We start from the raw sequence: 12,992 nt of genomic DNA, 5'->3' as shown, positions 1-12,992 counted from the left end.
TCCTGTGATCTGACCAGTGTTACAAATTGCAGAATTTCGTAATAAGGTCCAATTGTCTGATTTTTATTGAATAAATTATTAGCTGAAGGATGATTGGGTTAAAATAAGTCAAAATAATGTCAGATTTTCCTTTTCCCAAGCCCTGCTTGTCGCCGATAATGCGCCGCGTTGATGACCACTATATGGCCTAACGCTTATGCTACATTTATTTGCCGGAATTGATTTCCACACCGGTCTGATGTTGATTTTGGCTTTGCTGTTTGTATTGTTTTACGAAGCCATTAACGGCTTTCACGATACTGCCAATGCTGTTGCTACCGTTATTTATACTCGTGCCATGCGCGCCCAGCTCGCTGTGGTGATGGCGGGAATATTTAACTTCCTTGGGGTACTTTTGGGCGGATTAAGCGTTGCTTACGCCATCGTCCACCTGCTGCCTACCGATCTGTTGCTGAATGTCAGCTCTGCTCACGGCCTGGCTATGGTCTTTTCCATGCTGCTGGCTGCGATCATCTGGAACCTGGGGACCTGGTACTTCGGGTTGCCGGCGTCTAGCTCTCATACCCTGATCGGCTCTATTATCGGTATCGGTTTGACCAATGCACTGCTGACGAATACGTCGGTTGTGGATGCGCTCAATATTCCGAAGATGGTCAGCATTTTCCTGTCGCTGATTCTGTCGCCGATTGTGGGCATGATTATCGCAGGGCTGATGGTGTTCCTGCTACGTCGCTACTGGAGCAACACCAAGAAAAGAAAACGGGTTCACCTCACGCCAGCCGAACGTGAGAAACAGGATGGCAAGCGCAAACCGCCGTTCTGGACGCGTACTGCCTTGATCCTGTCCGCCGTCGGCGTCAGTTTCTCCCACGGCGCCAACGATGGTCAGAAAGGTATCGGCCTGATTATGCTGGTGCTGATCGGCGTCGCGCCCGCAGGTTTCGTGCTGAACATGAATGCGTCGGGTTATGACATTAGCCGAACCCGCGATGCGGTCGTTAATCTGCAGGGATACTACCTTGCGCATGGCGAAGCGCTGAAACATGTCATCGACCTGTCTCCACCGTTGATTCCGGCGCCGGAAAAAACCATTCCTGTCGAGGGTAAATCAGATTTCCATTGTGATAGCTCTCGCGTGATGCTGGCGATCGATCACTCTTTGGGTTTGCTGAACAACCTGAAAGACTACAGCGAGTTGTCTAGCGACGACCGTGGTCAGGTTCGCCGTTTGCTGATGTGTATTTCCGATACCATGGACCGCATCATCAAGCTGCCGGAAACGAACACCGAAGACAAACGCCTGCTGACCAATTTGCGTACCGATTTGCTGCATACCGTTGAGTATGCGCCGCTGTGGATTATCGTCGCTGTGGCATTGGCTCTGTCTCTGGGAACCATGGTGGGGTGGAAACGTGTTGCCGTTACGATCGGTGAGAAGATTGGTAAGAAAGGGATGACCTATGCTCAGGGCGTCTCGGCTCAGGTCACGGCCGCGCTCTCGATTGGGGTCGCCAGCTATACTGGAATGCCGGTGTCCACTACGCATGTGCTCTCGTCCGCCGTGGCGGGGACGATGATCGTAGATGGTGGCGGTGTCCAGAGTAAGACGGTGAAAAGCATCCTGCTGGCCTGGATCTTTACGCTGCCGGTATCGCTGGTACTGTCCGGCGTGCTGTACTGGTTGACGCTGAAGCTGATTTAACGCTGAACGACAGCAATACGTACGATAAAAAGGCGACCTCAGGTCGCCTTTTTATATGGGCAAAATTCAAGAAAATGTCGTCCGCGACGCCCCTTAAACGCTTGCGAATCTCTAGTGCCAAACGAGTAGGGCGATAAGGCTCACGACGACCAGTCCGCACAACGCGGATGTGAGCAGGAACTGCCCGCGAACGCGTTCACAGCGACGGATGAATTCGGGGTCGTGGTGGTCGAGATAACGTTGGCTGTAGATGTAACGAACAAGCCTCAGCTGCTTGCTGGGCTGGCCGTGAGCGGTGAAGAAACCGCGTCCATCCACGTACTGATATAGCAGCGGATCGCAGTCTCGCAATACCAGCAGCAACACTCGCAAAGAAGAGTAATAACGCGCCATATTGATGACGCAGATGATGCATAAAGCCCAGAAAAGCGCAAACGTGCTGATTACCATGCTCCCCTCCCGCTTAGCTATTCGGCAGGTGTTTTTACGTCACGAATCTCCGTTGTTTACACCTGTGAATAGTCATCCCAAATATCATGTATGCGATGTTTCCGAGCGGCCCGATCGTTGCATATCAAGGCGCGGTCTGCGGATATTGTCTACTGCTGGCGGTCTTCTTGTTCTCCACGCGGAGTTAACGACGCGGGATTATTTTCATTGTAGAAGACCGTTTCATTTTTTTACTATAACGCCGTTAATGTCTCTTAGACATGCTAATGTGATGAAAAATTGGCAGGATCCCCCCATCATCTCAGCCTGTTTTGTTAGCCTTATCGCGTGCGATCTTTAACTATACTTATGCGTTCACGTGATTTTTCGTCGGTGGTGCCGCTTATCGGCGTACACTGACGTTAACTTCAGGATAGGGAGGCGTGGTGATGGGTTCCGTGACTACAGCTAACCGCCACTCTACGGCGTTGTGATCTGCTGAACATCTCCCGATTGATGGCGAGTGTTATGATGCAGATCGCCAGTAAGTATCAGTTTGGCAGGAGAAATATCTGCCGACCCATTCATTAGTCTTTATGGAAGGAGCTTATTATGGCTTATAAACATATTCTTATTGCCGTCGACCTGTCGCCGGAAAGCAAAATGCTGGTCGAGAAGGCGGTCTCAATGGCCAAGCCGTATAATGCCAAGGTTTCCCTGATTCATGTCGATGTTAACTATTCCGACCTCTACACCGGACTGATCGACGTCAACCTCGGCGATATGCAGCAGCGCATCTCTGAAGAAACGCAAAATGCCTTGAAAGACCTGTCGCAGAACGCGGGATATCCTATTGCGGAGACCCTAAGCGGGAGCGGCGATCTGGGCCAGGTACTGCTGGATGCTATTCACAAGTACGATGTCGATTTAGTGATGTGCGGACACCATCAGGACTTCTGGAGCAAGCTGATGTCCTCTGCTCGTCAGCTGATCAATACCATTCATGTCGATATGCTGATTGTCCCGCTGCAGGATGACGAAGAAGTTTAACGTGTTATCACCCGCTGCTTCAGGATTAGAGTGGCGGGTGTGTTGAACGGCTATGGTGACGCGCCGCGGGAGGTTCCTGCCAAAGGCGGTGTTTTCTCTCCGGTGGCTTTATTTTCTGCTATTCCCTTTTTTGTCGGCGTCTGACCCGACGTTGCGTGAGACTCCCTGCTTTGGGGGCACCGTTTTATCATTCACTTCCCCACCATTGCTCGACTGGCAGAGCACGGCGACGGGTTCTCTTGGACACCGATTGGATGCTTTTCCCGGTTTTATTTGCGGATAGCCGATGAAATTCGCGTCTTATTTCAATTTGCTAAAAATACCCTTGAACGACTTCAGCGGTGCCAAGAAAATTCGTGAGAGATATTCCGTGACATTCGTAGTTTATTCCCGGGATATCTTCACCATAAAAGCGTGTGCATACGCGGACTCAGAAAATTAAAAAGCGAAGAAAGCGTCCCGTTATTTTAATTCGCGGTTATGTCGACTGAGCGGGGTTATTTCCGTTCTCGCCGCGGCATAATATGATCAATGTCACACTTTTAAATGGCAACTCAGCGTGATTTTGCACCTGTCCCAGGAAACCCTGTCCTTGTTCTATATTCACTGGCATCGCTGCATAAAGGCGCGTTAGCATACGATTTATTATTCCGACACCGGTACGAATTATGACAATCAAACTTATTGCGATCGATATGGACGGCACGTTGCTTAATCCACAAAACGTCGTATCTCCGGCGGTAAAAGAGGCGATTGCCGCCGCGCGGGATAAAGGGGTACACGTCGTTCTCGCGACCGGAAGGCCTTATATTGGCGTGAAGCGCTATCTGGAAGAGTTGGATTTATATCAGGACGATCACTTCTGCATCACCAACAACGGTGCGCTGGTTCAGAAAGCCGCGAGTGCCGAGTGCGTTGCTGAGACGACGCTGAATTTCGATGACTATCTCTATTTTGAACAGCTGGCGCGGGATCTGGGCGTTCATTTCCACGCGTTAGATTTTAACTTTGTCTACACCGCCAATAAGAACATCAGCGCTTATACGGTGCATGAGTCTTTTCTCACTAAAATGCCGTTACGGTACCGGTCCGTGGAAGAGATGGATCGTAAGTTGCGTTTCCCCAAACTGATGATGATAGACGAACCGGCGCTGTTGGATGAGGTCATAAAAAAGATTCCGGCCGACGTTTTCGAACGCTATACCATTATGAAAAGTGCTGATTTCTATCTGGAAATTCTGGATAAGCGCGTGAACAAGGGCAAGGGCGTCAAGATGTTGGCGGAACACCTGAATCTTGAACGCGATGAAGTCATGGCGCTGGGCGACCAGGAAAATGATTTGGCGATGTTGGACTACGCAGGACTTGGCGTGGCAATGGGGAACGCGATCGAGAAGGTGAAAGCGGCCAGCCAGTTCGTCACCAAAACCAATCAGGAAGATGGCGTGGCTTATGCCATTGAGAAGTTTGTCTTAAAGGGATAATACGAGACGGCATATCGTATTCACTTCCCCGGTATATCCGGCTGAGACGGATATACCGGGATAAGGCCAGCGCCAGGACTATTTGTAGAAGTTTGCCGTGCCGTGCAGTACCTGATCACCGGTGGTTTTGGTGATGGTGTAAGACGTAGCGCCGGCTTCATCGGCTTTGACTGAGAATTTGTGCTGAAGGGTACTTAAGTCTCTGCCGGTATCAGAGGCTTCGCCGATTTTTTCCATATTTTGTGCCTGTTCCACGCTGATGTATTTGGCCGCATACGAGCCAAACGAAAGGGTGGAAAGTACAGCGGCTGCAACGATAATTTTAACGTTTTTCATAGTCTTATACCTTCTATATCGATAACGAAAAGAAATGGCGTGCCTTCCTTCACCAAAAACGCCCGCCTTGCTGGTACGACAGATAAACTGTAATCAGTTGCGACTATATTCCTCCTGTTTTAACGAGAAAAAAGTCAGGTAGTGTAAATAACAAGTTGTTTTATCTATTTAATTTTTTATTTTCCGCATAGATTTTTATTATAGGTTAATAATCGATACACCTTGTGGATTTTTATAATGAATGAAGAATTTCAATTAACGTCGGGCTCCATTTCCCATCAGCTGACCAACGTCAATATTTGGACATGTGACGGTCAATGGGTGCTGTACGACGTCAGACCCACGGGCTCTTCATTCACCGGTCGGCGGGTAGAGCGGGTGAACATTTATACCCGGCAGACTGACGTCGTCTATGAGGCCAGAGAAGGCGCATGTGTTGGCGTGATCACCGGCAGTCCCGCGCTGCCTCAACGCTATGTCTTTATCCACGGTCCGGAACATCCGGATGACGACTGGCACTATGATTTCCATCATCGTCGCGGCGTTATCGTCGCTGATGATGAACGTTGTCAGGCGGTCACGCTGGATGCGTTATCAATCACTTCTCCCTACGTCTCCGGCGCGCTGCGCGGCGGGACGCATGTCCACATTTTCAGCCCTGATGGAACGCGTTTGAGCTTTACCTACAACGACCACGTACTGCATGAGCGGGATCCCGCTCTCGATCTGCGCAACGTCGGTGTGGGCGTACCGTTGCGACCCGTGATCGTGCCGAAACGTCATCCGAGAGAATATGGCGGCAGTCATTACTGTGTTCTTGTCAGCCGCACTACGCCTTACCCTCGCCCGGGCAGCGATGAGATTAACCGCGCCTATGAGGAGGGCTGGATCGGCGAGAAAGGATATCTCCGGCCGGACGGCAGCCGCCAGCGATGGGCATTGGCATTTATCGGCGATACCGTCTCGGCGACGGGGCAACGAGTACCGGAAGTATTCATCGTTGATCTGCCGGAAGCGCTGGAAGCCTATGCGCAACCCGATTCTGAACCGCTTGCCGGGACCGCCGACACGCTGCCGTCTCCCCCGATGGGCGTCCGCCAGCGACGTCTGACATTCAGCGCCGACAGACGTTACCCCGGCGTGGTGAATCAGCCGCGTCATTGGTTAAGAATTTCGCCGGATGGCAGCCAAATTGCGTTTTTGATGCAGGACGATAACGGTATCGTTCAGCTGTGGACGGTATCGCCGAACGGCGGCGCCCCGCGTCAGATCACCTGTGGGCCTGACTCAATACAATCCGCCTTTACCTGGCATCCCAATGGGGAATACCTCACTTTTGTCTGTGATAACAGCATCATGGTGTGTGATGTTTCGACGGGGCGTTTATTCCGCCAGACGCGGCGTAGTGCGGTGGCGCCGTCAGGGGATGCCGTTGTTTTTTCTCCCAGCGGCAAGGACATTGCTTATCTGCGGGAGATAGATGGCGTAAATCAGATTTTCAGGGTTAGCGTTCAACTTGAAGATGTCACAGAAAGGTGATCATAGCTGCCCAAAACAGCTGTCGCTGAGGCCTCTCAGCGACGATGGCGACTCAGTGTTGGGATTGGCTGGCTATCGCGGGCGTGGCGGGAGTCGAGCTGAAAGGCGCGTGTGTATCGCTGTCGCTGACTCTGTCGTGCAAGGATTTCTCGGGTTTATCATTAGAATGATAATAGTCGTAGGGCAGCAACAACGTGTCTAGCGCGGCAGAGAAGGGGATATCAATCGCGACCAAGGGCATCATCGCCCAACTGGTGTGGTCGTCTTCCAGCATGTTGATACCCGCTCGGGTACCCGAATAATAGCCTTGGTCGCCTCCTGTTCGGGTCATCACGCTGGAGCATCCGCTTAATGCGATGATGATGCCAGCGGCCAGAACAAAAGCAGATAAGACACTTTTCAATATGGTCATAACGTTATCCACAGGGAAACCGCTCCGCAAATTCTCTTGAGCCTGCATACCCACAAATCGTTGTCGCGTTTGTGCTGTTGTCGAAGTGTGCCGATGATAATAATGATTTAGGCAAAATGTGCTTTGTTCAGTGTAAGCGATAACTGTGTCATGCGTGAGATCCACTTTGGTTAATTTCCACGCTTCCCCGCAAAAAATTTTTCGACCCTCTTGAAAAAAAGCGAGTGGCCGCCATATCGATTACAGAGCCGCAGAAAGAAGTATGCCGACAGGGTATTTCTTTCCGGCAAGGGGCCTGTCCTGATGGAAGGCCGTCGTGAGCACCTCGCTGAAGCTTAGGAGGCTATAATGCGTAACCCCGATTTTTCTCCCCTGTATCGTTCCGCTATCGGCTTCGATCGTCTGTTAAACCTGCTGGAAGCTGGCCAAAGCCAGGGTAACGGCGGTTATCCCCCTTACAACGTCGAGCTTGTCGACGAAAATCAGTACCGAATCGCTATTGCCGTTGCCGGTTTCGCTGAAGACGAACTGGATATCACCGCGCATGACAACATGCTGATCGTTAAAGGCGCACACGGCGGAGAGGCTGCACCGGCGCCTCGCAATTACCTCTATCAGGGGATCGCCGAACGTAATTTTGAGCGCAAATTCCAGCTGGCTGAGCACATTCAAATTAAAGGCGCTCACCTGGAAAACGGGCTGTTGTACATCGATCTGGAACGAGTGATCCCTGAGACGTTGAAACCGCGTCGTATCGAAATTAAGTAAGAAACCCGACGAACCGATGTCAGCACTGGCGAGAGATAACCCACGTCTCGCCCTGACATGCCGCGCCTGCCGACAGGGGGCGCGCCCGGAATGTGTGACACTCCGGATAAATTTCTCGCTTCAAAGAAGGAGTTATGACTATGCGTAACTATGATTTATCCCCGCTGCTGCGTCAGTGGATTGGCTTCGATAAATTGGCTAGCTCTATGGGCAGTCAGGAAACGGCTGAGTTTCCCCCTTACAACATCGAAAAACAGGACGATGATCGCTACCGTATCACGTTGGCTCTGGCTGGCTTCCGGCAGCAGGATCTGGATATAGAAATCGAAGGGCCGCGTTTGACGATCAAAGGTTCGCCGGTCCCGGCGGACAAATCCGTGAAGTATGTCCATCAGGGGCTGGTGTTTAAACCCTTTACTCTGAGCTTCACGCTGGCCGAACATATTCGCGTGGCGGAGGCGAAGTTCGAACACGGGTTGTTGCATATCGACCTTGTCCGCGAAGTTCCTAAAGAGCTGCAGCCGCAGCGTATCTCCATCGGCACGTCGCGCAACGAACCGCTGAACAAACCCTCAGAAGAGGTGATTGACGCTTAACCTCCGCGTCTGGAATCGTAGATGACCGCCCATTGCTCGCCGCCGTGGGCGGTTTTTTTTTGCGTGTAGGTTTGCAGGGGGACGATTGAGAAAAATGGGGCGGTGATGGTAAGCCGTGAGGTTTTTTGCGCAAAGATGTCTGATTTTATCTGTGTCGTAATGCATATTTTCTCTAACGGACTCTCTACTATTGGGTATTATTTCTGCGTATCAACGCAGAGATATTAAATTAACGTATAATCAATATTACAGGCTATGAAGTGTTTAATTGCCAGATAGATAAATATCACTTATTACGTTAATTTTATGTTCTATTGTTGTGAGAGTTTTGCTGGTCGTGAACTGACTGTTTTTATTTGTTAATACCCAAATTATTAAATCATAATTAAATTATTAAACACATTTAGTAATTAAAGTAAGGGGTTCGGCTACGCCATTTATAATACTATCTGGACCGTTGAACATTCATCGAATTTATAGGGCAAGAGGATCGCTGAAACGCTATTATTTTCTTGCCTTTTTTTACTGTCGTTGTACCCGTTGTATTTATTAATGGGGAAATAAAAGAGAATAACGACCCCCCACTCATGACAGGGTACACCCGGTAAAAACGTCTAGATTTCGTTTTAATATGAGTGGTGTATGTATGTCTGCGAATAATAGCAGGTTAGTTAAACTTCTGTTCATCCTCGGCATTGCCGTCGGATTATGGTTTGTTCCCGTCCCCGAGGGCGTTAGCCCCTCAGCCTGGCATTTGATGGCCATCTTCATTGCGACCGTCGTGGGTTTGATACTTTCTCCCTATCCGTTGGGAGCCATCGCGATATTCAGTATCACGGCGGTTGCCGCCATGGGACTGCTGAGCGTCAAGGATGTACTGGCTGGTTTCAGCGATCCTACCATCTGGATGATCGCCTGCGCCTTCTTCATCTCGCGCGGTTTTATCAAGACAGGGTTTGGCCGCCGCATCGGTTTGCTGTTTATCAGCAAGCTAGGCAACAGCAGTTTGGGTCTGGCCTACGGCCTGGTCTTCACCGACCTGCTGTTTGCGCCGGCGATGCCGTCCACCTCAGCGCGCTGCGGCGGTATCATCACCCCGCTGTTCCGTTCTATCGCTGAGGCTTACGGCTCGACGCCGGCTCAGGGAACGCAAAAACGTATCGGCGCGTTTCTGGTGCAAACCATCTTCCAGTGTAACTCTGTAACGTCCGCGATGTTTATGACGTCAATGGCCGGTAACCCGATGATCAGCAAACTGGCCGGACAATTCGGTGTGCACATTAGCTGGACGCAGTGGGCGATGGCGACATTGCTGCCGGGGATTGTTTCCCTGATTGTCATCCCGCTGGTGATGTACCGTTTCTATCCCCCCGAGCTGAAAAAAACGAGCGAAATGCGCGCCATGGCAGTCGAAAAACTGCGTGAAATGGGGTCAATGAGCCGTGATGAGTGGGTCGTGCTGGGCGTGTTCCTGGGGCTGGTCACCTTCTGGGTTCTGGGCTCTACGCTGCATATCGACGCGACTCTGACTGCGCTGGCGGGCTTGAGCGTGCTGCTGTTGACTCGCGCTTTAACGTGGGACGACGTGGTCAGCGAGAAAGAAGCCTGGCACACCGTGGTATGGTTCGCGGTGCTGATCATGCTGGCGACGCAGTTGAATAAATTGGGCCTGATCGGCTGGCTGGGCAACATGGCGGGCGATTCCGTCAAAGGTATGCATTGGCTGCCTATGTTGGGTCTGCTGCTGTTGGTCTACTACTACAGCCATTACCTGATGGCGAGCGCAGTCGCGCATATCAGCGCCATGTATGCGATTTTTGTTTCCATCGCTATTGCCGCAGGCGCTCCTCCCATGCTGACGGTTCTGGCTTTTGCCGCCTTCAGTAACCTGTTCATGTCGACGACGCACTACTCCGGCGGTCCGGCGCCCATCTTGTTCGGCTGTGGCTACATGTCGCTGTCTACCTGGTGGAAAATCGGTTTCCTGACTGGGCTGGTCGTTATCCCCATTTGGCTGATTGTCGGTAGCTTCTGGTGGAAAGTGCTGGGCCTGTGGTAACAGGCAACAAGCATCCGCTAGTGAAATAAACTACCGCCGCCGCTTTATGGCGGCGGTATGTTATATGAACTGCGCGAAATCAGCTTAAACGGTATAAGATAATGGGTTACGACATTCTTTCGGAGCGCGCCATGAGTAAGAAGAAGACTCCGCTGAAGCTGAGTACGTCCATCATCCTTATGGTGTCGGCGGTGATTGGTTCCGTACTGCTGGTAGTGTATGCCCTGCTGTTTTTCCGTATCAGTGAGCTGACGGAAAACCACCTCAGAGAGAAGGCCTTCGCCATCGCTCGCACCGTCGCTTATGCTCCCGTGGTCATCCACGAGTTGAGCAATCTCGGCAACCCGGAAGAAGTACAGCGCTTTTCGGAAGAAGTGAAATGGCGCAACCACTTGCTGTTTGTCATCGTGACCGACATGAAAGGGATTCGCCATTCGCATCCAGAGTCCGATCAGATTGGCCGCCACTTTATCGGTAACGACCTCTATCCGGCGCTGATGGGTCTTGAGAACTCGGCGGTGAACCGTGGAGTGCTGGAACCCGCTCTGCGAGTCTTTGTCCCGGTCTTCGATCACGGCGGCAAACAGTTGGGCGTTGTCGCCGTGGGGATCTCGTTGACCAGCGTGCAGTCGCTGATTAATGAAAACCGCTGGATTATTCCGTGGACTATTCTTTTTGGAGCGCTGGTAGGATTGTTGGGCACCTATTTTCTGGTCAAAGCCCTCAAACGAATCATGCTTGGTTTCGAACCCTTTGAAATTTCGAATTTGTTTGAGCAGCGTAACGCCATGCTTAAGCAGATTAAGGAAGGGGTCATCGCGGTCGATACTGATTTACGCGTGACGATCGTGAACGATGAAGCCCAGCGTTTGTTCAGCCAGCACTCTGCCAGCAATGAGCTCACTATCGGCAGTACGATCAGCCGCTGGCCAGCGCTGATGAGTCTCGAAAAAGCCGTCAAATCCGGCAAGCCACAGCGAGACGAAGAGATCAATTTTAACGGCAATCAGCTACTGACCAATACGGTGCCGGTTGTGGTGAATGGCGAAACGATAGGCGCTATCGCCACGCTGCGGGATAAAACCGAGATCAGTCAGTTGGTGCAGCGCTTGACCGGAATGTCGTATTACGCCGACGCCTGCGCGCGCAGTCTCATGAGTTCATGAACAAACTGCACGTTATTCTGGGTATGCTGCATTTGAAATACTACCCGCAGTTGGAAGAGTACATTCTCAAAACGGCGAACCATTATCAGGCGGAAATTGGCGCTATTATCCGTAAGATAAAATCCCCCGTGATCGCCGGATTTTTGCTCGGCAAGATTAACCGGGCGCGGGATTTAGGTATCAATCTGTCGATTAGCGAAGACAGTCTGCTGCCGGATACCGATGATGTGGAAGCGACAAATGAACTGATTACGGTTCTGGGGAACCTGATCGAGAATGCATTAGACGCGATGACAGGCCTTGAAAACCGCGAGATTCGCGTGACGTTCCATCATAAAAAAGGCCATCTGCACTGTATGGTCAGTGATGATGGCCCTGGTATACCGTTAGATATTCAGCAAAAGATTTACCAGGAAGGATTCTCGACCAAAGGCAGTGGACGCGGCATTGGCTTGTATTTGACTAAACAAAGTCTGGAAAAAATTGGCGGCACCATCGATCTCGATTCTGAACCCGAGGTGTATACGCAGTTTTTCGTGAATATTCCTTATAAAGCAAGGCAGATTGACCATGATTAATGTACTGATCGTTGACGACGATGCCATGGTGGCTGAGTTGAATAAGTGTTACCTGAATCAGGTTTCCGGATTCAACTGTTACGCTACTGTCTCCACGTTGCAGCAGGCCAGAAATCTGCTGATGCAGCCAGATTGTGAAATTGATCTGGTGCTGCTGGATATTTACATGCAGCAGGATAACGGGCTGGATTTGTTGCCAGCTATCCGCGAATTCAGCGAGCATACTGACGTGATCATTATCTCGTCAGCCAGCGACGTCTACACCATCAAAAAAGCGCTGCACTACGGTGTGGTGGACTACCTGATCAAACCATTCCAGTTTGCTCGTTTTGAGCAGGCGTTGACCGCTTACCGCGAAGAAGCAAACCTGCTCAAACACCGTGAATTCGTGGCGCAAACGGACATCGATAACTTGATTCGACGCACCAGCGGAAATCCTGTCGCCGAGCGTAAAAAGCTGCCTAAAGGGCTAACCAGCCTGACGCTGCGTACCGTATGCGAGTGGATTGAAGGGAATCAGGGCGCAGAGTTCTCCACCGAAATGCTGGCTAATGCCATTGGCATCTCGCGTGTGTCTTGCCGCAAATACCTGATCTATCTGGCGGATACCAGCATTCTCGCCACCAATATCCTGTACGGTTCGACAGGGCGTCCGGTATATCTCTATCGGCTGTTGCCTGAAAAGCAGGATGCGTTGCGCCAATACTGCGAATAAATCGTTATAACGCTGTAGCGCATGTCCTCTGGACAACTGACCCATAAGCCGTCGTTCAGCCTGAACGAAACAGTGGCTCAACGAACAAAATGAAAATCCGCCACCTTGATGCGTTGGCGGATTTTTTTTTTGCCTTGTGACACGGCCTATAGCGATTG

General features: G+C 51.0%; 11 protein-coding genes and 1 pseudogene. 9 read left to right on the top strand and 3 right to left on the bottom strand.

From position 1 onward, the window contains the following. Nucleotides 1-196 precede the first annotated feature (196 nt). Nucleotides 197-1,702 (top strand): inorganic phosphate transporter PitA, encoded by a 1,506-nt coding sequence (gene pitA / locus AU509_RS16200; RefSeq protein ID WP_085652513.1) that lies wholly within the window; start codon nt 197-199, stop codon nt 1,700-1,702. Between the two features lie 111 nt (nt 1,703-1,813). Here pitA and uspB read toward each other — a convergent pair whose 3' ends face one another. Next, the gene (uspB, locus tag AU509_RS16195) at nt 1,814-2,152 is read right to left on the bottom strand and encodes a universal stress protein UspB (RefSeq protein WP_026743665.1); all 339 of its coding nucleotides are present in this window, start codon (nt 2,150-2,152) and stop codon (nt 1,814-1,816) included. A 591-nt stretch (nt 2,153-2,743) separates the two neighbouring features. Here uspB and uspA point away from each other — a divergent pair. Then, nucleotides 2,744-3,181, top strand: coding sequence for a universal stress protein UspA (uspA, locus tag AU509_RS16190; RefSeq protein WP_085652512.1), 438 nt, complete (start codon nt 2,744-2,746; stop codon nt 3,179-3,181). 668 nt (nt 3,182-3,849) lie between these two features. Further along, nucleotides 3,850-4,665 (top strand): sugar-phosphatase, encoded by an 816-nt coding sequence (gene yidA / locus AU509_RS16185; RefSeq protein ID WP_085652510.1) that lies wholly within the window; start codon nt 3,850-3,852, stop codon nt 4,663-4,665. 78 nt (nt 4,666-4,743) lie between these two features. On the opposite strand, the gene bhsA is transcribed toward yidA, so the two are convergent. Next, a complete protein-coding gene (gene bhsA / locus AU509_RS16180) occupies nt 4,744-5,001 on the bottom strand; it encodes a multiple stress resistance protein BhsA (RefSeq protein ID WP_085652509.1) in 258 nt (85 codons plus the stop codon). Between the two features lie 237 nt (nt 5,002-5,238). On the opposite strand from bhsA, the gene AU509_RS16175 reads away from it, so the two are divergent. Continuing rightward, nucleotides 5,239-6,540 (top strand): DUF3748 domain-containing protein, encoded by a 1,302-nt coding sequence (locus AU509_RS16175; RefSeq protein WP_094118821.1) that lies wholly within the window; start codon nt 5,239-5,241, stop codon nt 6,538-6,540. Between the two features lie 52 nt (nt 6,541-6,592). On the opposite strand, the gene AU509_RS16170 is transcribed toward AU509_RS16175, so the two are convergent. Next, nucleotides 6,593-6,952 carry a YceK/YidQ family lipoprotein gene (locus AU509_RS16170; protein WP_085652539.1) on the bottom strand — a complete coding sequence of 120 codons (360 nt, stop codon included), beginning with the start codon at nt 6,950-6,952 and terminating at the stop codon, nt 6,593-6,595. Between the two features lie 348 nt (nt 6,953-7,300). Between AU509_RS16170 and ibpA the strand changes: the two genes are divergently transcribed. The 5 genes and pseudogenes from ibpA to dcuR all read left to right on the top strand — a co-directional run bounded on the left by ibpA (nt 7,301) and on the right by dcuR (nt 12,834). Further along, nucleotides 7,301-7,720, top strand: a complete 420-nt coding sequence (gene ibpA / locus AU509_RS16165) for a small heat shock chaperone IbpA (protein ID WP_026743660.1) — start codon at nt 7,301-7,303, stop codon at nt 7,718-7,720. A 140-nt stretch (nt 7,721-7,860) separates the two neighbouring features. Next, on the top strand, nt 7,861-8,316 hold the full coding sequence (gene ibpB / locus AU509_RS16160) for a small heat shock chaperone IbpB (RefSeq protein WP_094118820.1): 456 nt from the start codon (nt 7,861-7,863) through the stop codon (nt 8,314-8,316). Between the two features lie 646 nt (nt 8,317-8,962). Beyond that, the gene (locus AU509_RS16155) at nt 8,963-10,375 is read left to right on the top strand and encodes an anion permease (protein WP_026743658.1); all 1,413 of its coding nucleotides are present in this window, start codon (nt 8,963-8,965) and stop codon (nt 10,373-10,375) included. A gap of 131 nt (nt 10,376-10,506) precedes the next feature. Further along, nucleotides 10,507-12,119, top strand: a pseudogene (locus AU509_RS16150) (sensor histidine kinase). Further along, the gene (dcuR, locus tag AU509_RS16145; RefSeq protein ID WP_085652346.1) at nt 12,112-12,834 is read left to right on the top strand and encodes a two-component system response regulator DcuR; all 723 of its coding nucleotides are present in this window, start codon (nt 12,112-12,114) and stop codon (nt 12,832-12,834) included. The pseudogene AU509_RS16150 and the gene dcuR overlap by 8 nt, the downstream one beginning before the upstream one ends. The last annotated feature ends 158 nt before the right edge of the window (nt 12,835-12,992 follow it).

Source organism: Lonsdalea britannica (assembly GCF_002111595.1).
Classification (GTDB): Bacteria; Pseudomonadota; Gammaproteobacteria; order Enterobacterales; family Enterobacteriaceae; genus Lonsdalea; species Lonsdalea britannica.
The sequence above is the reverse complement of the archived record's forward strand: the minus strand, read 5'-3'. Positions and strand labels throughout refer to the sequence as shown.

Coding starts and splice junctions, on each gene's coding strand:
- pitA (WP_085652513.1), top strand. CDS start 197: ATGCTACATTTATTTGCCGGAATTGATTTCCACACCGGTCTGATGTTG.
- uspB (WP_026743665.1), bottom strand. CDS start 2,152: ATGGTAATCAGCACGTTTGCGCTTTTCTGGGCTTTATGCATCATCTGC.
- uspA (WP_085652512.1), top strand. CDS start 2,744: ATGGCTTATAAACATATTCTTATTGCCGTCGACCTGTCGCCGGAAAGC.
- yidA (WP_085652510.1), top strand. CDS start 3,850: ATGACAATCAAACTTATTGCGATCGATATGGACGGCACGTTGCTTAAT.
- bhsA (WP_085652509.1), bottom strand. CDS start 5,001: ATGAAAAACGTTAAAATTATCGTTGCAGCCGCTGTACTTTCCACCCTT.
- AU509_RS16175 (WP_094118821.1), top strand. CDS start 5,239: ATGAATGAAGAATTTCAATTAACGTCGGGCTCCATTTCCCATCAGCTG.
- AU509_RS16170 (WP_085652539.1), bottom strand. CDS start 6,952: ATGACCATATTGAAAAGTGTCTTATCTGCTTTTGTTCTGGCCGCTGGC.
- ibpA (WP_026743660.1), top strand. CDS start 7,301: ATGCGTAACCCCGATTTTTCTCCCCTGTATCGTTCCGCTATCGGCTTC.
- ibpB (WP_094118820.1), top strand. CDS start 7,861: ATGCGTAACTATGATTTATCCCCGCTGCTGCGTCAGTGGATTGGCTTC.
- AU509_RS16155 (WP_026743658.1), top strand. CDS start 8,963: ATGTCTGCGAATAATAGCAGGTTAGTTAAACTTCTGTTCATCCTCGGC.
- dcuR (WP_085652346.1), top strand. CDS start 12,112: ATGATTAATGTACTGATCGTTGACGACGATGCCATGGTGGCTGAGTTG.